21 protein-coding genes are annotated in these 22,430 nt (G+C 44.1%); 9 read left to right on the top strand and 12 right to left on the bottom strand.

The window, feature by feature from the left end; genetic code table 11:
• Position 1: 1 nt before the first annotated feature.
• The 3 genes from ACFFLE_RS01125 to ACFFLE_RS01115 are packed head-to-tail and all read right to left on the bottom strand — an operon-like array spanning position 2 to position 2,154.
• Positions 2-922, bottom strand: a complete 921-nt coding sequence (locus ACFFLE_RS01125; protein WP_380569347.1) for an alpha/beta hydrolase — start codon at positions 920-922, stop codon at positions 2-4.
• Between the two features lie 15 nt (positions 923-937).
• Positions 938-1,432 carry a GNAT family N-acetyltransferase gene (locus tag ACFFLE_RS01120; RefSeq protein WP_380569346.1) on the bottom strand — a complete coding sequence of 165 codons (495 nt, stop codon included), beginning with the start codon at positions 1,430-1,432 and terminating at the stop codon, positions 938-940.
• An 8-nt stretch (positions 1,433-1,440) separates the two neighbouring features.
• A complete protein-coding gene (locus ACFFLE_RS01115; protein ID WP_380569345.1) occupies positions 1,441-2,154 on the bottom strand; it encodes a metallophosphoesterase family protein in 714 nt (237 codons plus the stop codon).
• Between the two features lie 113 nt (positions 2,155-2,267).
• On the opposite strand from ACFFLE_RS01115, the gene ACFFLE_RS01110 reads away from it, so the two are divergent.
• The 3 genes from ACFFLE_RS01110 (at position 2,268) to ACFFLE_RS01100 (ending at position 4,514) form a co-directional block, all read left to right on the top strand.
• Positions 2,268-2,849, top strand: coding sequence for a histidine phosphatase family protein (locus ACFFLE_RS01110; RefSeq protein ID WP_380569344.1), 582 nt, complete (start codon positions 2,268-2,270; stop codon positions 2,847-2,849).
• A gap of 62 nt (positions 2,850-2,911) precedes the next feature.
• Positions 2,912-3,961, top strand: a complete 1,050-nt coding sequence (locus ACFFLE_RS01105) for a C45 family autoproteolytic acyltransferase/hydrolase (RefSeq protein ID WP_380569343.1) — start codon at positions 2,912-2,914, stop codon at positions 3,959-3,961.
• A 16-nt stretch (positions 3,962-3,977) separates the two neighbouring features.
• Complete coding sequence (locus ACFFLE_RS01100; RefSeq protein WP_380569342.1) at positions 3,978-4,514, top strand: DUF421 domain-containing protein; 537 nt, start codon at positions 3,978-3,980, stop codon at positions 4,512-4,514.
• A gap of 12 nt (positions 4,515-4,526) precedes the next feature.
• Here ACFFLE_RS01100 and ACFFLE_RS01095 read toward each other — a convergent pair whose 3' ends face one another.
• The 3 genes from ACFFLE_RS01095 to ACFFLE_RS01085 form a co-directional block, all read right to left on the bottom strand.
• Positions 4,527-5,717 carry a DUF418 domain-containing protein gene (locus ACFFLE_RS01095; protein WP_380569341.1) on the bottom strand — a complete coding sequence of 397 codons (1,191 nt, stop codon included), beginning with the start codon at positions 5,715-5,717 and terminating at the stop codon, positions 4,527-4,529.
• 88 nt (positions 5,718-5,805) lie between these two features.
• The gene (locus tag ACFFLE_RS01090; RefSeq protein WP_380569340.1) at positions 5,806-6,132 is read right to left on the bottom strand and encodes a hypothetical protein; all 327 of its coding nucleotides are present in this window, start codon (positions 6,130-6,132) and stop codon (positions 5,806-5,808) included.
• A gap of 24 nt (positions 6,133-6,156) precedes the next feature.
• Positions 6,157-7,299, bottom strand: coding sequence for an MFS transporter (locus ACFFLE_RS01085; protein ID WP_380569339.1), 1,143 nt, complete (start codon positions 7,297-7,299; stop codon positions 6,157-6,159).
• A gap of 95 nt (positions 7,300-7,394) precedes the next feature.
• On the opposite strand from ACFFLE_RS01085, the gene ACFFLE_RS01080 reads away from it, so the two are divergent.
• A complete protein-coding gene (locus tag ACFFLE_RS01080; RefSeq protein ID WP_380569338.1) occupies positions 7,395-7,880 on the top strand; it encodes a hypothetical protein in 486 nt (161 codons plus the stop codon).
• 10 nt (positions 7,881-7,890) lie between these two features.
• On the opposite strand, the gene ACFFLE_RS01075 is transcribed toward ACFFLE_RS01080, so the two are convergent.
• A complete protein-coding gene (locus ACFFLE_RS01075; protein ID WP_380569337.1) occupies positions 7,891-8,847 on the bottom strand; it encodes a dipeptidase in 957 nt (318 codons plus the stop codon).
• Between the two features lie 174 nt (positions 8,848-9,021).
• On the opposite strand from ACFFLE_RS01075, the gene ACFFLE_RS01070 reads away from it, so the two are divergent.
• Positions 9,022-10,350 carry a YjiH family protein gene (locus tag ACFFLE_RS01070; protein ID WP_380569336.1) on the top strand — a complete coding sequence of 443 codons (1,329 nt, stop codon included), beginning with the start codon at positions 9,022-9,024 and terminating at the stop codon, positions 10,348-10,350.
• 48 nt (positions 10,351-10,398) lie between these two features.
• On the opposite strand, the gene ACFFLE_RS01065 is transcribed toward ACFFLE_RS01070, so the two are convergent.
• From ACFFLE_RS01065 to tyrS, 3 genes are all read right to left on the bottom strand, one after another.
• The gene (locus ACFFLE_RS01065) at positions 10,399-11,238 is read right to left on the bottom strand and encodes a TPM domain-containing protein (RefSeq protein WP_380569335.1); all 840 of its coding nucleotides are present in this window, start codon (positions 11,236-11,238) and stop codon (positions 10,399-10,401) included.
• A complete protein-coding gene (locus ACFFLE_RS01060) occupies positions 11,238-11,822 on the bottom strand; it encodes a LemA family protein (RefSeq protein WP_380569334.1) in 585 nt (194 codons plus the stop codon). Before ACFFLE_RS01060 ends, ACFFLE_RS01065 begins: the two co-directional genes overlap by 1 nt.
• A gap of 117 nt (positions 11,823-11,939) precedes the next feature.
• Positions 11,940-13,199: a tyrosine--tRNA ligase gene (gene tyrS / locus ACFFLE_RS01055; protein WP_380569333.1), complete on the bottom strand. Its 1,260-nt coding sequence runs from the start codon at positions 13,197-13,199 to the stop codon at positions 11,940-11,942.
• Positions 13,200-13,569: 370 nt separating this feature from the next.
• Between tyrS and ACFFLE_RS01050 the strand changes: the two genes are divergently transcribed.
• Complete coding sequence (locus ACFFLE_RS01050; RefSeq protein ID WP_380569332.1) at positions 13,570-16,086, top strand: transglycosylase domain-containing protein; 2,517 nt, start codon at positions 13,570-13,572, stop codon at positions 16,084-16,086.
• Between the two features lie 210 nt (positions 16,087-16,296).
• Here the strand turns inward: ACFFLE_RS01050 and ACFFLE_RS01045 are convergent, their stop codons facing one another.
• Both ACFFLE_RS01045 and acsA read right to left on the bottom strand, forming a co-directional pair.
• Positions 16,297-17,964: a formate--tetrahydrofolate ligase gene (locus tag ACFFLE_RS01045; protein ID WP_380569331.1), complete on the bottom strand. Its 1,668-nt coding sequence runs from the start codon at positions 17,962-17,964 to the stop codon at positions 16,297-16,299.
• Between the two features lie 101 nt (positions 17,965-18,065).
• Positions 18,066-19,778: an acetate--CoA ligase gene (gene acsA, locus ACFFLE_RS01040; protein WP_380569330.1), complete on the bottom strand. Its 1,713-nt coding sequence runs from the start codon at positions 19,776-19,778 to the stop codon at positions 18,066-18,068.
• A gap of 105 nt (positions 19,779-19,883) precedes the next feature.
• Between acsA and ACFFLE_RS01035 the strand changes: the two genes are divergently transcribed.
• Genes ACFFLE_RS01035 through ACFFLE_RS01025 form a run of 3 tightly spaced genes read left to right on the top strand, consistent with a single transcriptional unit; the run spans position 19,884 to position 22,316 of the window.
• Complete coding sequence (locus ACFFLE_RS01035) at positions 19,884-20,516, top strand: GNAT family N-acetyltransferase (RefSeq protein WP_380569329.1); 633 nt, start codon at positions 19,884-19,886, stop codon at positions 20,514-20,516.
• Positions 20,517-20,526: 10 nt separating this feature from the next.
• A complete protein-coding gene (locus tag ACFFLE_RS01030) occupies positions 20,527-21,168 on the top strand; it encodes a CBS and ACT domain-containing protein (protein ID WP_380569328.1) in 642 nt (213 codons plus the stop codon).
• A complete protein-coding gene (locus ACFFLE_RS01025; RefSeq protein WP_380569327.1) occupies positions 21,165-22,316 on the top strand; it encodes an acetoin utilization protein AcuC in 1,152 nt (383 codons plus the stop codon). Before ACFFLE_RS01030 ends, ACFFLE_RS01025 begins: the two co-directional genes overlap by 4 nt.
• Positions 22,317-22,430: the final 114 nt, after the last annotated feature.

Raw genomic sequence — 22,430 nt, 5'->3', positions numbered from 1 at the left:
TTTATTTTTCTTTCAGTGTCTCCTGAAGCCAGCTGAACATTAACCCTGTCCAGTTTGCAGCCCGTCTATCTTCATTACCGGTCATCTCTGTGGCCAAGCTTAAACCATGTCCACCTGATTTGAACGTATGGAGTTCCCATGGTATCTGATGCGCCTCAAGTCCTTTGGCAAAATCAAGACTGTTCTGTACAAATACCAATTGATCTGCAACAGTGTGCCAGATGAAAGTCGGAGGTACATCTTTCGAGATGTTTTTTGCTAACGTCGCCCTATCCAGAAGCTCATCTGTCACATGAGGCCCGAAAATCATCCTGGACGCCGTCGTCATATATTTCGGATCACCTATACCGCGCTCTTCAGCTATAGATTTATTCATCATGAAATCCAGTATCGGATAGGATAGAATTTGGAAGTTCGGCTTGTACCATCTTGGTTCAGTGCCCGTCAATCCTTTCAGCCACGAAGTGTTCCAGTGTACGCCCAGGCTCGCAGCCAGATGTCCCCCGGCTGAGAAGCCTATAACCCCTATCTTATCGGGATTCACGTTGAATTCATGACAATTTTCCCGTATGAAGGTCATCGTTTCCGCCAATTCAACCAGTGGGCCTGGAAACTCGGAACCGAGGGTTTCGTCTGCTTCGACCATTGAAGCAATCTGATAAAGTTCATCCCTGTTTACGGCGTTGCCCTCTTTACGCATCGCCGAACCGAGCGTCGAATACCTCAATATGAATACATGATAGCCTTTCGCAAGGAATTCATAGCCTACGGGCTCCGCTTCCCGATCCGACACATACATATAACTGCCGCCCGGACATATGACGACTGCCGGGCGACCCTCCTTTTCATAGACGCCGCTCTCTCCGAGCATCATCGTCACTTCAGCATGCTTATCCCCGATATAAAAACTTTGAAGATTCATTATTCGTCCTCCCTATCAGTTGATCAGTCTGTATAGATACTTCTCATTTCTATAGACACCGTCTACATTGACGGCATCCACACGCTCGCCTTCCTCAAGGAACCCGAGCATCTTGTACAATTCGATCATTTCCTCATAATCATCACGAATTGCCGTTTCCAACCTATGGACCTGGTTATCTTCCGCCCATCTGATGGCTGCATTCAATATATTTCTGCCTATGCTGTTCTTTTGTTCCGACTTAAGGACACCCATAGAAACGACTGCGCGATGCCTCGTCGTTTCGCTGTGGTTCCCCCTCATACTGATGTACCCTTGCATCTCCTGGTTTTCCAGTGCCAGGAAAATTTGACTTCTGCCATCTTGAAGCATATCAGATAATATCTCTTCAGTGTTGCTGAGATTTATTTTCTTTTCGGCATATAAATCATCCTGAGCATTGTACTCGAGGGACATCATCAAGTTTAGGAAATGTTCACTGTCCCTCATTTCAACTGGTCTTATCTCCATTTTCATCCTCATTCCTTTAGCAAGAATTTCATAATGAAATCCAAAGCTGGGGGATTTTCATTTTTAAGTCCTTCAATGAACTTCCGGCGATCATAGGGGACGTTCCTGAACATTGTGTTTATTGCACCGTCGCCCTTCAATTCGAGTATCGCATAAGGGGCAAAGGAAGTCTCTGTTACACCGAGTGCCCCGGGATTGACCACTACAGGGCCTGAGGTCTTGAAGTGCCGGGTAATGTGGTCATGTCCATACAGCACTACGCTATATGCTTCCTGCCCGTAGATTTCCTCAAGTAGCTCAAGTGAAGGTGATTCCTCGATTGATCGGTACCTGCAACCATCCAGATGATAGTGGGTCAACAACATTTTGTGGCCCTCTATCCTCTTTTCAATAGTCAGGGGGAGGTTTTCCAGCATATGGATATAATCAGGGTCGATGTGTCGCGAAACCCATAGATGATGTTCATGCTCAGGTCCACTCACCTGGGATTTCATACCTTTTAGTGCTTTTATCACTTCGTCATCGTGGTTCCCCGTAATCAGAGTCAAATTCTCCATCTCAGACAATACACTGAGCACTTCATTAGTCTGATGGCCAAGGGAGATCATGTCACCCAGGCAATACACCTCATCTATCCTAAACTGCTCCATATCCCCGATTACTTTTTCCAGCGCCTCGTAGTTCCCATGTATATCAGAAATGACGGCGATTTTCATGGTCATGCGTCCATCCCCCCTTTATACTCCTTCTGGCCCTTATATTACCAAAAATCCTTTATACCACCTACCACTCCCTCTCATGTTATCATATATGTATTATGACTAAGAGGTGCAATATGACTAAAATCTCACTTGTCAGACATGGTCTGACTGATTTCAATAGATTAAGGAAACTACAAGGGTTTTCTGACATTCCCCTCAATGAGGAAGGCGAGGGACAGGCTATCGATGCTTCACTCCACCTTAAAGACGAGCCTTTTGACGCCATCGTTTCGAGTCCGTTGAGTCGGGCATTCCGTACCGCAGAAATAATCAACCAGCATCATGGGCTGCCGATTATAACAATGGACGAACTTAAGGAACAACATTTCGGCAAACTTGAAGGATTGCACATCGATAATATAATGGAGAAGTATCCAGACGGTAACCTACCTGGCATTGAAACGTTCGAATCCCTTTCCGCACGTGTCGAAGAGGCAATGGACATGATTTCAGAAGAATATGATGGACAACACGTATTGCTTACAGCCCACTCCCGCACGATAAAATCAATTCTCTCCCTCTATAGCGATGAAATTGATATGGCACAAACCAAATTGGATAACTGCAGCTTAAGCATCATCCAAGAAGTGAATGGCAAGTGGCATGTGATCGACTATAACATTTCCACAGCGGTGTCCGGATCCATCCAGGAATAGATATCCTCTTTACGCTAAAATATTGCGGTCCTTCCGGCGGGCCATTATAGGAGTTGTAAACCATGGAGAACATCGAATCCACCATCCTTGCTTATAGAGGTGATCATTACAGCTACGGTATAATGCAGGGTGAATCTTTGAAACAGACCCACTATATGCAGAACAGAAATTACGAATGGATCAAAAGACGTCCAAAATTCAATCTGGACTATAGGGAAACAAAAGCTCTGTACCAGCATTTTGCACCGCATATCTGGGAGGAATTGATGGGTTTACAGGAATCACTCGAAATCACCGATCATGAAGTTCTGCTAAATCTAGCCCATTACCGCATCTCCCCTAAAGACAGTGGGTGTAGCGTCTATTTGGATAATGATACATTCATCAGGAACTATGATTATCATCCGAACACTTATGACGGCATCTACAAGCTTTTCCAGCCAGATTATGGCTATTCCCATATCGGCCCTGCATCAAGGATAACCGGAAGAATGGACGGCATGAATGAGCATGGCCTTATCATGGCCTATAATTTTATGAACAGAAAACAACCATTCGATGGATTTACATGTTTCATCATCGGACGGTTCATACTTGAACTCTGCAGGACAGCACAAGATGCAAAAGATCTATTGGAGGCACTCCCCCACAGAGGCGGCTTCAGCTATATCATCCAGGATAAGCAAAATGATTCATTCATAGCGGAAACATCCGCACGCGGATTGACGTTCCGTGAAGCGAATATCTGCACAAATCATTATGAAGCATTGACGGATGAGAACAGGAGATATCTGGTTGATTCGAAGGAGCGTCTGGATATCCTGAAACAATTGCACTTCCCCTCTGAAGATGAAGTGCTCGATTATTTTACGCAACCTGGCGTCGGCCTATTCGTCGACAACTATAAAAGTTGGGCGGGGACGATCCACACTAGCCGATACGACAAAAAGAATCTGACGGCTGGAATCCAGCTTGGCTCTGGTCCAATGCACGATTTCGATTTTTCCGCCTGGCTCGGAGGCGAAGCAGTCAATCAGCAGAAAATCTCAGGACAGCTCGCTACAGACCTGTCATTCACCACTGCCGATTGGCAGCTGAAATCTGTAAGATAGAAGGGTGGGGAATCAGATGCTTGAATTCGACAACCTTATATTCAGCGGTTTCGATGTCATTCTGAGGACTGTGATCGTCGGCATTATGGCTTATCTCTCACTCGTCGTCATCCTCCGGGTCAGTGGCAAGCGCACCTTGACTAAAATGAACGCTTTTGACTTTGTAGTCACCGTAGCCCTCGGTTCAATCCTTGCAAGCATCATTACCACCAAGGACATAACATTGATGCAGGGTATGACCGCTTTCCTTGTCCTGGTCGTCATGCAGTATATATTTACGAAGTTATCCGTCAAAAGCCTCTTTTTCAGTAACCTGGTCAAATCCCAGCCTATCCTGCTCTACTTCAAAGATGAGTTTCTAGAACGTAATATGGCTAAAGAACGTATTCTGGAGCGGGAAATCAGGCAAGCTGTCCGTGCAGAAGGAAAAGAGGATATGTCTGATGTACTGGCCGTCATCCTCGAGACGGATGGCAGCATCTCGGTCATGGGGCGGAGCCATGATAAAAGAGAGTCTGATATGACGATTCTTTTCGAGGATGTAAAAAAATAAGACCATATGGTCTTATTTTTTTATGGATAATATTTTCCCATAGGTTGATATGCGCCATATCCATTCGAGTGGACCATATTTAAAATACCGCATCCAAAGATGGCTTACCACGATCTGAAAACCGAAGGTTGCCGCAACAATTAAAGGGAACCATAGTGCCCCAATCTGATTGAACAGGTTAAAACCAAAAAACAATACAATCATCAGCACGCTTTGCATGATGTAGTTGGTCAATGCAAGCTGTCCGACAGGCTGCAGCATTTTTGTAAAGGATTGAAACCTTAAAAATATCAGAGCCAACAATGCAGTATACCCAAGTGACATCAAAGGACCACCCAGTGTGTAGGCAAGCATAGATAAGACAGATAGTGCTGGAGATTCCATGCCATAAGTCATGGCATATCCCGTGATCACTTTAACCGGCAGTCCAACTCCGATACCGATTATTACAATTTTCCACAACATCTTTTTTAGTGACCATAGCCTTGTATGATAGCCTTTTTGTCCGACAAACAGACCGATAAGAAACACTGCCAGGACAAGTGGTACCATCGCTATATTATTGACCGACATGAGCCCCAATATGGAAAGGTTCAGGGAAACAATGTCCCAGTAGGATCCATTTGAAGCTTCGATCATGTTGATGCCGTAAACGGGACTGGATGCAGTTTCTGCATTGATGTCCGGCAGGGATAGAGCAAGCATCGTCATCAGTATTACAAACACTGAACCCAGCAACAGTATCATAGTTGAAATGAATAGATTCAAGCGAGGATTCAGACGGTAAAAAAGAAGCAGTATGATGCCAGTCACGGCATAGACGGTCAGGATATCGCCATACCAGACAAATATAGCGTGGAGCAGGCCGATGATCAGCAGTATTGACATCCGTCTGATGAAAAGTCTATTCACCTGTTGCGTCCTATTTTTTGCCCTTGATAGGAAAATGTAGAAGCCAAGACCGAATAGAAAAGAGAACATCGTATAGAAATTGGCCGTGACGAATATGTTTATCAGCAATATGATAACTGAATTGGAACCTGTATATATATCACTTGCATCAAATGTCAGTTGATTCTCCATTTGAGGACCAGCAAAACTCATAATGTTCATCATCAGAATCCCAAACAATGCAAATCCACGTACCGCATCAATCTCGTGGACTCTATCAGCTGATCCAACCGGCAGATATTCCCGCTTCATGATATTCCTCCAAAACTATAATGATTTATTCAATCATATCACAGTCCATTTCCAAACTAACCAAAATCATGGCATATAAAAAGTGGACTCAAAGGTTTTGAGTCCACTTTTGCAGCCAGTCCAAGTCTATAAAATTCTGCAGCCAGTCCAGATCCATAAACTCCACCGGGGCGCCTGTCAAATAGGAATATATATAATTGATGAATAGTGCCAATAAAGGTAGAAATACGAATATGAATAGGAATATTTTTAAAAACTTGGTGAATATATAATAGAGCACCCGCAATAGAACCAGAGCGATGGAAGTTACAGCCACCGTCTTAAAATTATAGTCAAGGTCGGCTACATCGAAATAGTTGATGCCATAAATGACAAAAAATGAGAGTGCTATAGTAAGTAGCAGTCTTATAAACATTTTTTCACACCCTTTAGCTTACTGTCACTTCGTTTCTTTGACTTCAGTTACAAAAGCGGTGCACAGTATGCCGAGTGCAATGATGAAGACACTGAGCCACGGTGCATAGCTGATATCAAAGTTGTTGATATAGATGCCGCCAATTACAGCTCCGATGCCGATACCCAAGTTCAGCCCGGACATGTTCCAGCTGAATACCAGTGCAGCAGACCCCTGCACATTCTCCACCAGACCACTTTGTACTGCTGGACTCGTGCTCCATTGGAACAGGCTCCATATGAATAGAGTGATATAGAAAAGAACTGGTTTGCCGTAAACGAGCGGCATTATTGCCATCGCCACCATAAATAAAGTCAGCATGATGAAAAGTGTGCGCTTCGTCCCGATCCAATCCACCATGTTGCCCCCAAGATATGTACCAAGCATGCCGCCGACGCCCGCTATCAATAGGGCAACCGAAACATTTTCGATACTGAATCCATTTGTGGTCATTAATGGAGAGATATAACCGAGGACGATATAGTTGCCGATAAGGACGGACATTGTCACTCCAATATAAAGCAGTATATTTTTCCTGTCCAGGATTTTATCTGGTTCAGTATCACCAAGCTCCTCAGCATTCTTGTTAGGCACCAGGGTGAGTATGCCAATACCTACCATAACAGCTAGCGCCACGACGATCCAAAATATGATACGCCAGCCAAATTGTTGGCCGATGATGGTACCGATTGGAATTCCGAATACATTCGCAGCACTGAATCCCATATAGACCAAGGCAATCATCCGTCCCCGGATTGCCGGTGCGGAAAGCAGCACTGTCATATCCATGATTTTGACTATAAAAACTGCAGCAGCAAGTGCGGTCACAACCCGCCCGATGGCAAGCATGAAAAATGTAGTTGATAGCCCAAATATTATATTTCCGATTATAAATACGAGCAATGAAGCCATTATGACCGGTTTTGGCCTAATTTTTTCAGTCACCTTTACAAGCAATGGGCCGAATACGGCAAAGCTGACGGCATAGACCGTTATCAACTGCCCGGTCAATGCATTCGAAATGTTTAGATCAGCACTCATCAGTTCCAATATGCCCGATATGATAAGTTCCATCATTCCAAGAAGGAACACACCGACAGTAAAAGTTATTAATAGTTTTCTGTTCATGATAACCACCCATTCAAAAAGTCAACTTGACTATTATACAACATAAAGGCCTCCAATCAAACCCAAACATGTTAATATTAAACAGAGGTGGTATTGTGAAAAAATTATTTCCCGTTTTGATTCTATTGTTACTGGCAGCATGCAGTCAGCCTGACCAGGAATCCTTAGATGCACTCTATGAAGCTTTTGATAGGAATCATGAAAAACTTAGAACAGAATTTGAAGAAATGTATAAAGAGAGTTCAGAAACGTCGGATCGAGAAGAACAGCTTAAAATCATATACGATGAAATGTTACCCAAAATCGAAGACTTCAGAAGGACCATCCATAATCATACTGTAACAGGGCATGAACATGAAAAATTCAAGGAAGATATATTGACATACATCGATTCTCTGGAGACCCTCGTTAAGCTTCATGGTGAATTCAACCGTACCTTCATAAACTATAACCCTCTTGGTGAGGATGAATTCAAAGGCGAAATCGAGGAAATCATGTCAGAAATAGAAGTTCAGGAAAAACAGCTTGATGAACGATATGAAACTATCAATGAAAAATATGAGACGCTATCGTCATCCTAAAGTGATCTGTCTAAAGCAGATCACTTTTACAATATTTTTCAACAAAATTTCCATAGGCAATCTTTTCAGTGAACGTTTCCCCGTATCTTTCCTTTAATGCATCGATTAGATTGCCATATTCACCGGCATTGCCAAGGCGTTCAACATGGCATGTAATTCCATCGAAGTCAGAACCGAGTCCAATGGCCTCCTCACCGCCGAGATTGATGATTTTATCTATATGGGAAAAAACGTCCTCTATCTTTATTTTCCCCTCTCCAATAAATGGTGGGTTGAATACAATATTGATCATCCCCCCTTTCTCAATCACTCTTCTTATCTGATCATCCGTAAGATTCCGCCTGTGGTCACACACACTCCGGGAATTCGAATGCGTTGCGATGATCCTATCTCCCAGCTCGAGGACCTCCGTGACCCCTTTAGGGCAGAGGTGACTGATATCAATAAGCACACCATGAGCGTTGCAAGAGGCCACAAACCTTTCTCCATACCCACTCAACCCAGCATCACGATTTTCTCCGACGCCGTCAGCAACCAGATTGGCATTATTCCATGTCAGCCCTACAGAAAGTACCCCCAACCTGAATAATGTGCGGAGTTTCATCAGATCATTACCTACTGCATCCGCCCCTTCCAATGTTAGGACCGCCCCAATTTCTTCTGGTTTCAGCCCTTCAATTTCCTTAAGGTTCTTTATATGGATAAAGTTCTCCTGACTCAGAACTTCATTATAGAAGCAGTCCACCTGTTCCAACGCATGCTGCCATTTTTCATTGTCAGGGACTTCCGGTGGAATGAAGATCGCAAAAAATTGTACCTTCACTCCCCCCTCCCTCAACCTTAATACATTCGTTTCAATTTCTGGAGAATCGTAGAAATTAAAAGCCTTCTCCCCATCATCATATGCTTTTCTGTCATCCTGCTGTAATTTCAAAAGTGCATCGCAGTGTGTATCAATTATATCCATATTTTCCTCCCTCTCTTTTATGTACAGTGTATGTAAGTTAATAGTACTCATCTTGATTTGCATAATTATAAATAACAGTATAAACTAAATGCTGTATTGAAAGCGTTTTCTCATTAAATCAAGATTTACAAATACCTTTCAACATGTATAATTATATTATTAGGAGGTCGTTTTATGCAAAAAAATGCAATTTTATTAAAATTTATCATTCCATCCATCATTGGAGTGCTAATGTTTCTTTTCCCTCTCCAGGTTGATGGAGGGACTACTATACCCGTAGCATACCTCGCCAATCTTATGAACGAAATGATTGGATTGGATAATGTTGTATTAATTGTTGTCATACTGATCAATCTCTCCAGTCTGCTGACGATTGTTTTCAGCTGGTTCATCACGCCAAGTTCTGAATTTATAGGCAGTCTATTCAAAACCAATAATATTTGGGTCGTTTTACGTTTTCTTGGTGCACTATTCTCATTGATGGCCTATTTCGTTTTCGGACCAGAAGTGATCAATTCAGAGGTGACAGGCAGTTTGATGCTTTATGACTTATTGCCGACGCTGTTTTCAATCTTCCTGTTTGCCGGCGTACTTCTTCCCCTGCTGTTGAATTATGGTCTGTTGGAGTTTGTCGGAACCTTGTTCGCTAAAGTAATGCGCCCCCTCTTTACATTGCCGGGTCGCTCTACTGTAGACAATCTCGCTTCTTGGGTTGGCGACGGCACGGTCGGCGTACTCTTGACGAGCAAACAGTATGAGCAGGGATTCTATTCAGAGAGGGAAGCGGCTGTCATTGCTACAACATTCTCTGTAGTATCCATCACTTTCTCTATCGTCATACTCGATTTGATCGGGCTTATGGATTATTTTGGTCTTTTCTACATGACAATTATAATAGCGGGTGTGATAGCCGCGCTGATCATGCCGAGGATTCCTCCTCTTTCCAGAATACAGGATAATTACCATGTAGAAGGTAGGGAACTTGATGAAAGCATACCTTCAGGACACAATATGTTTTCATGGGGTTATAACAAAGCGCTTCAAAGAGCGTCAAAAGCCAAAGGCTTTGCCGATTTTGCCAAGGACGGCATAAAGACTGTTGGAGACATGTGGTTTGCAGTCTTGCCGATAGTCATGGCAATCGGAACGATCGGCACCATATTTGCAGAATACACCCCTCTTTTCTCCTGGATCGGAGCGCCATTTGTACCTATTCTGGAAATGATGGGTATACCTGAAGCAAGAGCTGCATCTGAATCCTTATTTATAGGATTTACTGATATGTTCCTGCCATCCATACTGATAGAAGATGTCGCATCTGATATGACCCGGTTCATAATTGGTACACTCAGCATCACCCAGCTCATTTACCTTTCTGAAGTGGGAGGCGTCATCCTTGGGTCAAAGATTCCTATCGGTCTAGGCCGTCTCTTTGTAATCTTCCTGCTCAGGACGATCATCACGCTTCCAATCATTACAATAATTGCACACATGATTTTCTAAAAAAAAACTTCTGTTCAATATGAACAGAAGTTTTTTTATGCTGTATCATTAAAATCCGCGTCCGGCACCACCGCCGCCGCCAGAGCCGCCGCCAAAGCCGCCGAAGCCGCCACCTGAGCTTCCACCGCCTGACGGTGGGAAGAAGATGGTCGGTCCGCCTCTTCCATATCTTCTGGAACCGCCTTTTGGCGGCCCTCCGCCCCCCATAATCTTAAAGAGGACATAGATGACAATCATGGCAAATATTAATTTGAAAATACTCTCACCAATGCCGGCAGGTTGTCCATCGTTTGATGCCTCCCCTTTAGGGGTATCCCTTGTGAATTCGCCATCTTTATATTCGAAAGCTTCAAGGGATTCTTCGTATAATGTATTATAGAGGTTGGTCACCCCCTCTTCGTACTCGGCATAGGCGGCTTTTGACCCCTCTTCTTCCTCTGTTGCTGCAGTGAAGTGCTCCATCGCGACATCGTCTATGATGCGGCCTATTTTGGCATCGTTGAGATACCCTTCCACACCGTAGCCGACTTGGACTTCAACACCCCGGTTATCAAACTCATCTCCATTGTCAAGATTGAGCAGTATGACGATACCATTGTCACTTTCGGATTTACCGACGCCATATTCCCTCAGAGCCTCCAAGGCGAAGTCCTGGCGATGTACCTGACCTGTTGAAGGCATGGTCAACAGCATCATTTCGACTCCTGTTCCTTCCTCTAGATGTGTGCCTTTATCATTGAGTTCAGTAATCGTTGAATCACTGAGCACCCCTGCATTATCCTGTACAAAATGATGATCGGTGTTGAGTTCCGGAACTTGAACGCGCGCCTGTACAGGACCAGCTGTAAAAATGAATGCGGCCAGCAGAAGCATGACCAAACGTTTCATTACTCATCATCCTGTTCAGTATTGAATTCAATCTCCGGAACTTCTTTACTGCTCTCTTCTGCTTCAAAATAAGGTTTCTCATTAAAGCCCAATATACCTGCAACCATATTGCCCGGGAATGTCCGTGTATTCTTATTGTACTCCTGGACTGCTTCATTATAATCCTTTCTTGCCACTGCAATGCGGTTTTCCGCACCCGCCAATTCATCCCGGAGGCCCGTAAACTGTGAATCTGCTTTCAAATCGGGATAATTTTCAGATATCGCCAGCAGTCTGGATAGTGCCGAAGTCATATCATTGTTGGCTTCCGCCATTTCTTCTACATTTTCCGAGCCGGATAACTTGCTTCTCGCTTCAGCAATATCTGTGAATATCTCCTCTTCGTGGGAAGCATATCCTTGGACGGTGCTCACCAGATTCGGAATCAGATCGCCACGTCTCTGGAGCTGCGTTTCAATCTGGGATTTCTGTTGGTTGACTTCTTCTTCCAAGTTGACGAATTGATTATATTTAGGGGCGAATATGAGGGCCAAGATAACGAATAGGCCGATGATGATGGTTAAGGGTATAAGAAGTTTTTTCATGATTCCTCTCCTGTCTCAAATGAACTGTCTTCCATTAATATTTTACCATCTTTCCATGTTTATGAAAGCAGCAGATGCAGATATTAAAAAAGCCGGTCTGACCGGCTTTTTTAATAATCATTTATAACGAATCATGTGATATTTTTTCTTGCCTCGTCTGATTATCGTGAATTCATCATCAAGCATATCCTCATCTTGGAGGGTGTAGTCGACGTCCTGCTTACGCGCTCCATTGATGTAGATCGCACCGTTTTTGATGTCTTCCCTTGCCTGTCGACGTGATGGTGAGACACCCGTTTCGACCAATACTTTAACTAGATTTTTGTCATCGTCCTGGTAGACTGCTGACGGTACATCTTTGAATGCGTCTTTAAGTTGGTCAGCAGACAACGCTTTAATATCTCCGCTGAATAGTGCTTCTGTTATATTTTGAGCTTCTTTCAATGCAGCATCACCGTGGAGGAAAGCTGTGATTTCCTCAGCAAGCCTTTTTTGCGCTTTTCTGAGATGTGGTTCTGACACCAATGATTCTTCAAGTGCTTCGATTTCTTCCTTCTCCATGAATGTAAAGAGTTTAATGAAGCGGATGACGTCTGCATCACTTTGATTGATCCAAAATTGGTAGAATTCATAAGGTGAAGTACGGGCTGGATCAAGCCAGATGTTACCGGATTCCGTTTTACCGAATTTTTTCCCGTCGGCCTTGGTGATGAGTGGGATGGTCATTCCCTCTGCTTCTGTTTCCCCGTACATTCTTCTCATCAGGTCCAAGCCACTTGTAATGTTACCCCACTGATCTGAACCACCAATTTGCAATTTACAGCCATATTCTTTGTTAAGGTGTCCAAAGTCGATAGCCTGAAGAATTGTGTATGTGAATTCCGTATATGAGATGCCTGTTTCCAGCCTCGTCTGGATGGAGTCTTTCGCAAGCATATAGTTTAAGCTGACATGTTTTCCGTAATCCCTAAGAAAGCTGATCAGGCTGATATTTTTAAGCCAGTCCCTGTTGTTTACAAGTACAGCGCCATTCTCATCGGAAAAATCAAAAACACGTTCCATCTGCTTTTTGATTCCTTGAACATTCTGTTCAATCTGTTCTTCCGTTTGAAGCTTTCTTTCTTCACTTTTGAATGAAGGGTCTCCAATCATGCCTGTGCCCCCGCCTATCAAGACAATTGGACGATGCCCATGGTTCTGGAAGCGCCTCATCGTCAAAAATGGGACAAGGTGTCCAATATGGAGGCTGTCGGCTGTTGGATCCGCTCCACAATAAAGGGTCACTTGTTCCTTATCCAATAATTCACTTATTTTTTCTTTGTCGGTCATCTGGTAGATGATGCCTCTGTACTCCAGATCTTCAAGCAACGCGTTCATTTTACTTCCTCCTAATTTGATATAAAATAAAAGCACCCTTACATGACGTAAGGGTGCTGGATACACGGTACCACCAAACTTTTTTACTTGAGGGACAGGGACGTCTGCCCAGACGTTCGAATGTTTATGCGCAGTGTATTCATCGGGAATGTGCACTGATTTCCACCAACCATCAGCTCTCTGGATTCCACCGATCCGACTACTTCTCTGCCAATCGAATAATATCAATTTATAGAAATGATATATTTCCCATTGCGAAAAGTCAAGGACAAAATCTATTTTCTGTATCGATATTACTGCAAATACAGCTTTTTAACATTAACTCACTTTGTTTTTTATATGTTATAATGACCGATGATAGGAGGCAAAAATGAATAAGATTAACGATTTTTTAGATTATATTAAACATCTCTTTTCAAGTGGAGAAAAGACTTCCAACAAGGAAAAGGCTGAAAGTACTACATTCAAAGAAAAATTGAGCCATACAAAAACCCGTTTCAAAAAAGCGGGTTCCCCAATAAGAATATCATTCTTCACCGCCTACGATACCATTTGGAACATTATCCTGTTTACCGTATTGGCAGTAAGCCTGATAGCCATCTTCGCCTTCAGTATCGGAGTAGGCTACTTCGCTTCTTTGGTCAATGATGAAGAGATCCAGCCGGTAGATGAGATGAAGACTGCGCTCACCGAAATGACTGAAAGTACCACCGTGGCTTTCGGCTCCGGCGAATCGCTCGGTACACTACGGGCAGACCTCATCCGCGAGCGAGTCGACTATGAAGATATCAGTCCAAATGTCATTGAAGCTCTTGTAGCGACTGAAGATGAATACTTCTACGAACATAATGGCGTGGTCCCGAAAGCATTTCTGAGGGCGACGCTTCAGGAATTGGGAGGCTCTGAATCAGGGACAGGAGGCAGTACACTCACCCAGCAGCTTGTAAAGAACCAACTGCTGACGAATGAGTCGACTTTCGACCGTAAGGCAACTGAATTGCTTCTCGCTTTCCGTGTCGAGAAAGTGCTCTCAAAAGAAGAGATCCTCGAATCCTACCTGAATGCAGTTTCTTTCGGCCGCAATGCAAACGGTCAGAATATTGCAGGGGTCCAGGCCGCTGCTGAAGGGATTTTCGGCAAAAATGCAGATGAATTGAACCTTGCTGAAGGAGCCTTCATAGCGGGGCTTCCTAAAAACCCCTACGCCTACACTCCTTTCATGCAAGGCGGTAAGGTAAAAGATGAGGAGTACCTGCAACCAGGTAAAAACAGGCAACTCTTTGTTTTGAAGCGCATGCTTCTGGAAGGTAAGATCACTCAGGAGGAACATGATGAGGCAGTCGAATATGACATCTATGATTCCTTGACGGACAGTGTGACGGTACCGAACCAGAACTATCCTTTCCTGGCAGATGAAATCGAAAGGCGCAGCGTGGACATCCTCAAGTATTACCTTGCAGAAGAAGATGGTTTGACTCGTGATGATGTCGACAGCACACCCCTGATCAACCAGGAATATACCACTAAGGCCGATTCTGCGCTCCGCAACAAGGGGTATCATATCGACACCACCATCGACAAGACAATCTATGACAAGATGCAGGAAGTCAAAGATAACGCCCAATTTTATGGTGCCCGCAGCAGCCTTGATTCGACGGATGCCACAGAAGAGACAAAGGAAGAAACTCTAGAGCATGAACTCGGTGCAATATTAAAAGATAATCAGACAGGCCGCATCCTCGGATTCATCGGTGGACGGGACCACGACCGTTCATCCATCAATCATGCAACCCAGACTTCAAGAAGTGCAGGATCGACGATGAAGCCATTGATCAACTACGGCCCGGCGCTGGATAAAGGCCTCATCACCCCGGATACTGTATTGTTGGATAAATTCTTTACTATAGAGGGTCTGAATTATAGCCCAAAAAACTATGACGCAGACAAGGAATTCGGTCTCGTTTCAGCGAAACATGCTTTAAGCAACTCCTATAACTTGAGTACATTAAGGTTGTGGGCAGAAGTCAAAAAGCACAATCCCGAAGAATATTTCGAGAAGATGAACATACCTCTGCCGGATGGCGAAACCGATAATCCTTCCCTTCCACTTGGCACCAACGACATTTCCGTTGAGAATAATGCTAACGCATTTTCAACATTCGCCAATAATGGAGAGCTAGTCGAAAGCTATATGATCGAATCCATAACGAACCCTTCGGGCGAAAAGATTTATGAGAATGAAAGCACATCAGAACAAGTGTTCAAAGATTCCACCGCTTATCTTATGACAGATATTTTGAAAGAAACGCTCCAGACAGGTTCCGCATATTATATAAAAGACTATTATAATAGTGTTAAAAACACCTATGACTGGGCAGCTAAAACCGGAACATCGAATAATTTCGTCGATTCCTGGTTTATGGGCTACAACCCGAAGGTGACCCTTGGCGTGTGGATGGGATATGACCGTAACATCCCACAAGTTGCCAATCAGGATTCCGAACAACATCTCCACATCTATAACTGGAGGAATCTTGCACAGGCACTCACAGAAATAGCACCTGATAAGATGGGCGCGTACGAGCGCTTTGAGCGTCCTGACTCAGTCAGGGAAGAAACGTTCTGTGCCCTTACCATGGAACTTGAAGATGATTGTGAGAAGAAACTCGATAAGCCGATTAAAGGACTCATCGCTGAAGACACACGTTTTGAAGATAAAAGCAGCTTGAATGACCCAGCAATCATGGATCGCATGGGAGAAGACTTCGACTCCGGTCTTAGTGCATCGGACCTGATGGGCACTGTGACACGCTCCTACGATGATATATATCGGGTCGGCGGAAGCAAATCCAAAAGTAAAAGCGACGATGAAGAAGATGATGATTAAAAGTCCATAGCGTAAAACTGCCTCCGGGGCCCCCCAGATGAAGTGAAGTATCTGGAAGGCCCGGAGGCTTTTCAATTATAATATAGAGAGAGTTATTACTAAAAAAACTCCATAAAAAGAAGGACTGATCTACCAGCCCTTCAACACAACATTTCTTTCATATCAATGGTTCCAAAGCTCACTTTCCAATGTTTTCCACATTTTCAAGTGTTAGAAAAGTCCTTTTGAATTACCCTCCGAATCTACATCCATGTTAACTGCAGAAGGCACTTTTGGAAGTCCTGGCATGGTCATGATATCCCCGGTTAGGGCTACTACGAAGCCCGCTCCTGTTTTGGCAATCACTTCTCTGACAGTAACCTTGAATCCGGTCGGACGACCGAGGAGTGAGGGATCATCGCTTAGCGAATATTGTGATTTAGCCATGCATACAGGGAAATCGCCCCAGCCATGACGATCAATTTCAGCCAACTGCTTCTTAGCCTTGTCCGTGAAGATTACACCGTCTCCCCCGTAGACTTCAGTGACGATCTTCTCTATCTTCTGGTCAATCGGCAGTTCATTTTCATATAGCTGCTTAAAGTTCTGAGGCTCATCAAGTACTTCCATCACCTGTTCTGCAAGCTCGATGCCCCCTTCTCCACCAAGTTCCCAGACTTTAGTCAAGGAGACTCTTACATCCTTGGATTTGCACCAGGATAGCACAAAATCCCTTTCTTCATCTGTATCGGTGACGAAATCATTCACTGCCACGATTGGTTCCACCCCGAATTTGCGTGCATTTTCTATATGCTTCTCGAGGTTTACGATACCCTCTTTCAATGCATCGACATTCGGTTCCCCAAGGTCACTCTTGGCCACTCCGCCATTCATCTTCAATGCACGGATAGTCGCTACCAGAACAATGGCATCCGGAGCGAATTCGCCCTTCCTGGCTTTTATGTTCATGAATTTCTCCCCACCGAGATCAGAACCGAATCCGCACTCGGTAACTACTATATCTGCAAGTTTTCTGGCAGTGTTCGTTGCTATGAGTGAGTTGCACCCATGGGCGATATTTGCGAATGGTCCGCCATGGATCAATGCCGGCGTACCTTCCATCGTCTGCACCAGATTCGGTTTGATTGCTTCTTTCAGCAGCAGTGCCAAAGCACCTTCCACTTCAAGCTGTCCTACTGTCACCGGTTCCCTGTCATAAGTATAGCCGAAAACAATTTTGGATAATTTATCTTTCAAGTCGGTCAGGTTACTTGCAAGACAGAGTACCGCCATGATTTCACTCGCTACGGTGATGTCAAAACCGTCTTCCCTTGGCACCCCTCTTGAAGGGCCTCCAAGTCCGACCACGACTTGCCGCAAGGCACGGTCATTCATATCGAGTACACGCTTCCATGTTACGCGTCTTGGATCGATGTTAAGCTTGTTTCCATGGTGTATATGGTTGTCGATGAATGCCGAAAGTGCATTATTGGCAGTAGTTATTGCATGAAGGTCTCCGTTGAAATGAAGATTTATCTCTTCCATCGGAAGTACCTGCGCGCGTCCGCCACCAGTAGCTCCACCTTTAATCCCCATAACAGGTCCAAGTGATGGTTCGCGTAATGCAACCATCACATTTTTTTCGAGCTTATTGAATGCATCCGCCAAACCTACAGTACAAGTCGATTTCCCTTCCCCTGCCGGGGTTGGATTCATTGCTGAAACAAGTACGACTTTTGAATCCTTCTCATTCCCTTCTATTTTATGTATATCAATTTTAGCTTTATATTTTCCGTACATCTCGAGAGCATCGTGGGGGATCTTTGCGTTTTCAGCTATCTCTTCGATACCTTTGATATCCACTTCTGCGGCAATTTGCTGATCAGTCAATTGTGCCATATTTACATCTCCCTCTTAATTATCATCGTGTCCTCATTACATATCCATTATGCCATAATTCACAGAAAATTGCCTCTGAAATCATCAGAGGCAATCAATGATCAATCATCATCCATTGAAGAAAGATCACCTGTAGGCAAGTCAAGCTCCCAGGCTTTCAATACACGTCTCATGATCTTACCGCTACGTGTCTTCGGCAACTTATCTTTGAATTCTATCTCTCTTGGTGCAGCGTGCGCCGCTAAACCTTCTTTGACATATTTGCGAACTTCTTCCTTCAACTCTTCTGTCGGCTCGTATCCCTCACGCACCGCAATGAATGCTTTGACGATCTCTCCCCTTACCGGATCTGGCTTGCCGATGACTCCCGCTTCCTGTACCGCCGGGTGCTCCACCAGCTTGGATTCGATTTCAAATGGCCCGACCCGCTCACCGGCAGTCATGATGACATCGTCCACACGTCCTTGGAACCAGTAGTAGCCATCTTCATCCTTATATGCAGAATCTCCTGAAACATACCAGTCACCAATGAAGTAGGATTCATACTTTGCATCGTTCTTCCATATTTTGCGCATCATTGCCGGCCAGCCACTCTTCATCGCCAAGTTACCCATGCGGTTCGCTGGCAGTTCATTGCCTTCATCGTCAATGATGGAAGCTTCGATTCCAGGTAGTGGTTTACCCATCGAGCCGCCTTTGATGTCCATGGCTGGGAAATTGACGATCATATGGGCGCCCGTCTCGGTCATCCACCATGTGTCATGTATCCTTAAGTTGAATACTTTCATGCCCCATTTGACGACTTCCGGGTTAAGCGGCTCACCTACAGAAAGCACATGGCGCAGGGAGGATAGATCGAAATCATTGATGATTTCATCTCCTGCCCCCATCAACATGCGAAATGCTGTAGGTGCACTGTACCAGACGGTGATTTTGAGGTCTTCTATAGCTCCATACCATGCTTCCGGAGAGAATCTTCCCCCTACTACAACATTTGTGGCCCCGTTCAACCATGGCGCAAAAATTCCATAGGAAGTTCCTGTTACCCAGCCTGGATCCGCTGTACACCAGTATACATCGTCTTCTTTAAGATCGAGAACATATTTGCCGGAAATATAGTGCTGGACCATTGCATACTGCACGTGCAATACACCTTTTGGCTGGCCAGTCGAACCACTTGTATAGTGGAGGATCATACCGTCTTCCTTATCAAGCCATTCAATTTCAAAGTCTTCCGAGGCATCACTGTAACTTTTATTGAAATCGATGTATTTATCTTCTACATCGTCCCCTACGACGATGATTTTTTCCAAGGAAGGCAGATCATCCACCGGAATTCTTGGAAGCAGCTCAGGTGTTGTTACAATGACTTTTGCATCACTGTTCTCAAGTCTATCCCTTACCGCCTTCTCCATGAAAGCCTCGAACAATGGACCAACGATTGCCCCAAGTTTGAGTGCCCCCAGCAGTGTGAAGTATAGCTCAGGGCTTCTTGCCATGAAGATGAACACCCTATCCCCTTTTTCAACTCCACCTTCATCTTTTAGGATGTTCGCTGCTTTGTTCGAAGTCTTCTTCATATCTTCAAACGTAAACGACGATTTCTCATCTCCATTTTTATAATGGAGCGCTACTTTATCCCCACGCCCATTCTCCACATGTTTATCGATTGCTTCATAGGCCATATTGAATTTACCTGTTTCATACCAGGAGAAGTTCTTCTCGACTTCTTTCCAATCATGATTTTTTACCGCTTCCTCATAATCCTTCAAGTTAGGATTTTGATCTGTTGCTTCATAAAGTTCCACTTCCATAATCTTAACTCCCCTTTTGTGTTTTCTCTTTTACAATTCTTATTATATAATAGAATAGTAGCACATTTCAAAATAATTAAAATAACTTTCCAGGAGGTCTTCTTTTTGCGTCACATAAAGGCATATAATAAAGAGGAATATGACACGCAAAACCAATCATTTATCATAGAAGGACCGCTGACCGAAAAAGAACTCGAGCAGTTCACATATGATGATGGTCTTGATGCATTCCGCCGTCCTGCTGAACAGTTCGATGCATTAAAAGAGATTGCAGAGCTTGAAGAAGGCATGATTATAATTGCACGCCTCAAGGATCATATCTTAGGCTATGTGACTTTCCACCATCCGGATCCCATGGAACGTTGGTCTGATGGCAACCTGCCTTATATCATGGAACTTGGGGCTGTTGAAGTCACCCTTCGCTACCGCGGTTTCGGTCTCGGCAAACAGATGCTTAAACATGCCATGAAAGACAGTTTCATGGAAAATTACATCATATTGACTACAGAATATTATTGGCATTGGGATCTCAAAAATAGTGGTCTCGATGTATATGAATATAAAAAGCTCATGATTGATTTTATGGCAAGTTCCGGTTTCGAAGTCTTTCAGACGAATGACCCCGAAATAACAGGACACCCGGCCAATACCTTGATGGCACGCATAGGTAAAAATATAACCAATGATCAGATGATGGAGTTTGACAAGCTCAGATTCAAAAACAGATTTTTTTTCTAGGAGGTTGCACATGCTAGTAGAAAGAATTATGACCAGCCCGGTTAAGACGCTTTCACCGGAGCATACTATAGAAGATGCCTTGAATATGATGAGCACATATTCATTCAGACATATTCCGATTGTCGATGGCAATGGAGGGCTTCAAGGTATAGTATCAGACCGCGATGTGAAGCTGACACTGCCTTCAGTACTGTCCGATGATGACCCTGACTTTACGTTGAAAGTCCCGATATCGAGGATCATGCGAAAAAGGGTGACCTACTGCCATCCTTTAGACTTTGTGGAAGAGATAGCCCTCGATTTCTATCATTACTCCATCGGGGCGATACCAGTACTCAGGAATGAACAGGTTGTCGGCATCATCACGCAAAAAGACATGCTGAACACTTACTTGGAACTTACGGGTATAACAGAACCCGGTTCAATCATAGAAGTGGAGATTGAAGACCGGACCGGCGTCATCTACGATATCGGTAAAGTTTTTAAGGATCTCAACATAAAGATAATCAGTATTTCCGTCTATGGAAATAAGGAAAAGGAAGGGTATAAGACAATTGTTCTCAGGGTGCAGGCGATGAATCCGAAAAAAGCCATAGATACTCTTAAAGACAAAGGGTTTTCAGTGCTTGAACCTTCTGAGATGGGCCAATGACGAAACCAATCTATATCTATGATGATTCATTGCTGAAATATCGCTTTAGTTCCACCCACCCTTTCAATCAAATGCGGGTCAAGATGACAACCGACTTGCTCACCATGTCCTCACAACTCAATGAAACTGACATTATCAAACCTCGAGATGCCACTGATGCAGAACTTGGACTGGTTCATAAGCAGGATTACATGGATGCGGTCAAACAGGCGGGGGAAGGCAGTTTGTCTCCTGAAAAAATGGAAAGTTATGGCCTGAACACAGATGACACACCAAGTTTTGAAGGAATGCATGAAAAGAGCCGTATGCTGGTCGGTGCCACATTGACTGCTGTCGATGCAGTGATGGAGGGGCGTGCCAAAAAGGCCGTGAGCCTTGCCGGGGGCCTCCATCACGGATTCAGCGGTAGAGCAAGCGGCTTTTGCATCTACAACGATTCGGCTGTCGCTATAGAGTATATGCGCCAGAAATATAATCAGCGTGTGATGTATATTGATACAGATGCCCACCACGGTGATGGTGTCCAATGGATATTCTATGACAGCAATGAAGTCATGACTTATTCGATCCACGAAACGGGACGATACCTATTTCCGGGTACTGGCAGCCTTACAGAACGTGGCACGGAAGAAGGTTTTGGATTTGCCGTCAATCTTCCAATTGATGCATTTACAGAAGATGAATCTTTCCTTGAAATCTTCAAGGAAACGTTGGAAGCTGCCATCATTAAATTTAAACCGGATATATTATTCAGCCAGAATGGTGTGGATGCACACTACCGGGATCCGATGACGCATCTTTCAGTCACTTCAAACACATTTGAGGAGATTCCGAGGTTCGTCAATGAAATGGCTGATAAGTATACGGATGGAAAATGGATTGCGGTTGGTGGTGGCGGCTATAACCTATGGCAGGTCGTACCTAGGATGTGGGCGCAGATATGGCTTGCCATGAATGGTGTGCCGCCTTTACGGGGACGTTTGCCTGAAGCATTCATCGCCAAGTATGAAGGCAAATGTCCAATTGACTTCCCAGTTCTCTGGGAGGATGATCTCAGTGATTATGATGATATCCCCAGGCGGGAAGATATCAATGAAAAAAACAGGAGCATGCTCTCACGTGCCATGCTCCATATAGAAGAGCAGTAGGGATACTGATGTATATGTAATTTCTACGTAAATTTTTCAGCTGAAATATGGTTATTCCAAATATCCATACCCATCACGATCCGATGGACATAAGAAAAATTTAGAACTTTATTT

It is taken from the genome of Salinicoccus siamensis, from assembly GCF_042429615.1.
Taxonomy (GTDB): Bacteria; Bacillota; Bacilli; order Staphylococcales; family Salinicoccaceae; genus Salinicoccus; species Salinicoccus siamensis.
The sequence above is the reverse complement of the archived record's forward strand: the minus strand, read 5'-3'. Positions and strand labels throughout refer to the sequence as shown.

Bases quoted from the DNA above. Each gene is read 5' to 3' on its own strand.
- ACFFLE_RS01125 (WP_380569347.1), bottom strand. From the start codon at position 922: ATGAATCTTCAAAGTTTTTATATCGGGGATAAGCATGCTGAAGTGACG.
- ACFFLE_RS01120 (WP_380569346.1), bottom strand. From the start codon at position 1,432: ATGGAGATAAGACCAGTTGAAATGAGGGACAGTGAACATTTCCTAAAC.
- ACFFLE_RS01115 (WP_380569345.1), bottom strand. From the start codon at position 2,154: ATGACCATGAAAATCGCCGTCATTTCTGATATACATGGGAACTACGAG.
- ACFFLE_RS01110 (WP_380569344.1), top strand. From the start codon at position 2,268: ATGACTAAAATCTCACTTGTCAGACATGGTCTGACTGATTTCAATAGA.
- ACFFLE_RS01105 (WP_380569343.1), top strand. From the start codon at position 2,912: ATGGAGAACATCGAATCCACCATCCTTGCTTATAGAGGTGATCATTAC.
- ACFFLE_RS01100 (WP_380569342.1), top strand. From the start codon at position 3,978: ATGCTTGAATTCGACAACCTTATATTCAGCGGTTTCGATGTCATTCTG.
- ACFFLE_RS01095 (WP_380569341.1), bottom strand. From the start codon at position 5,717: ATGAAGCGGGAATATCTGCCGGTTGGATCAGCTGATAGAGTCCACGAG.
- ACFFLE_RS01090 (WP_380569340.1), bottom strand. From the start codon at position 6,132: ATGTTTATAAGACTGCTACTTACTATAGCACTCTCATTTTTTGTCATT.
- ACFFLE_RS01085 (WP_380569339.1), bottom strand. From the start codon at position 7,299: ATGAACAGAAAACTATTAATAACTTTTACTGTCGGTGTGTTCCTTCTT.
- ACFFLE_RS01075 (WP_380569337.1), bottom strand. From the start codon at position 8,847: ATGGATATAATTGATACACACTGCGATGCACTTTTGAAATTACAGCAG.
- ACFFLE_RS01070 (WP_380569336.1), top strand. From the start codon at position 9,022: ATGCAAAAAAATGCAATTTTATTAAAATTTATCATTCCATCCATCATT.
- ACFFLE_RS01065 (WP_380569335.1), bottom strand. From the start codon at position 11,238: ATGAAACGTTTGGTCATGCTTCTGCTGGCCGCATTCATTTTTACAGCT.
- ACFFLE_RS01060 (WP_380569334.1), bottom strand. From the start codon at position 11,822: ATGAAAAAACTTCTTATACCCTTAACCATCATCATCGGCCTATTCGTT.
- tyrS (WP_380569333.1), bottom strand. From the start codon at position 13,199: ATGAACGCGTTGCTTGAAGATCTGGAGTACAGAGGCATCATCTACCAG.
- ACFFLE_RS01050 (WP_380569332.1), top strand. From the start codon at position 13,570: ATGAATAAGATTAACGATTTTTTAGATTATATTAAACATCTCTTTTCA.
- ACFFLE_RS01045 (WP_380569331.1), bottom strand. From the start codon at position 17,964: ATGGCACAATTGACTGATCAGCAAATTGCCGCAGAAGTGGATATCAAA.
- acsA (WP_380569330.1), bottom strand. From the start codon at position 19,778: ATGGAAGTGGAACTTTATGAAGCAACAGATCAAAATCCTAACTTGAAG.
- ACFFLE_RS01030 (WP_380569328.1), top strand. From the start codon at position 20,527: ATGCTAGTAGAAAGAATTATGACCAGCCCGGTTAAGACGCTTTCACCG.
- ACFFLE_RS01025 (WP_380569327.1), top strand. From the start codon at position 21,165: ATGACGAAACCAATCTATATCTATGATGATTCATTGCTGAAATATCGC.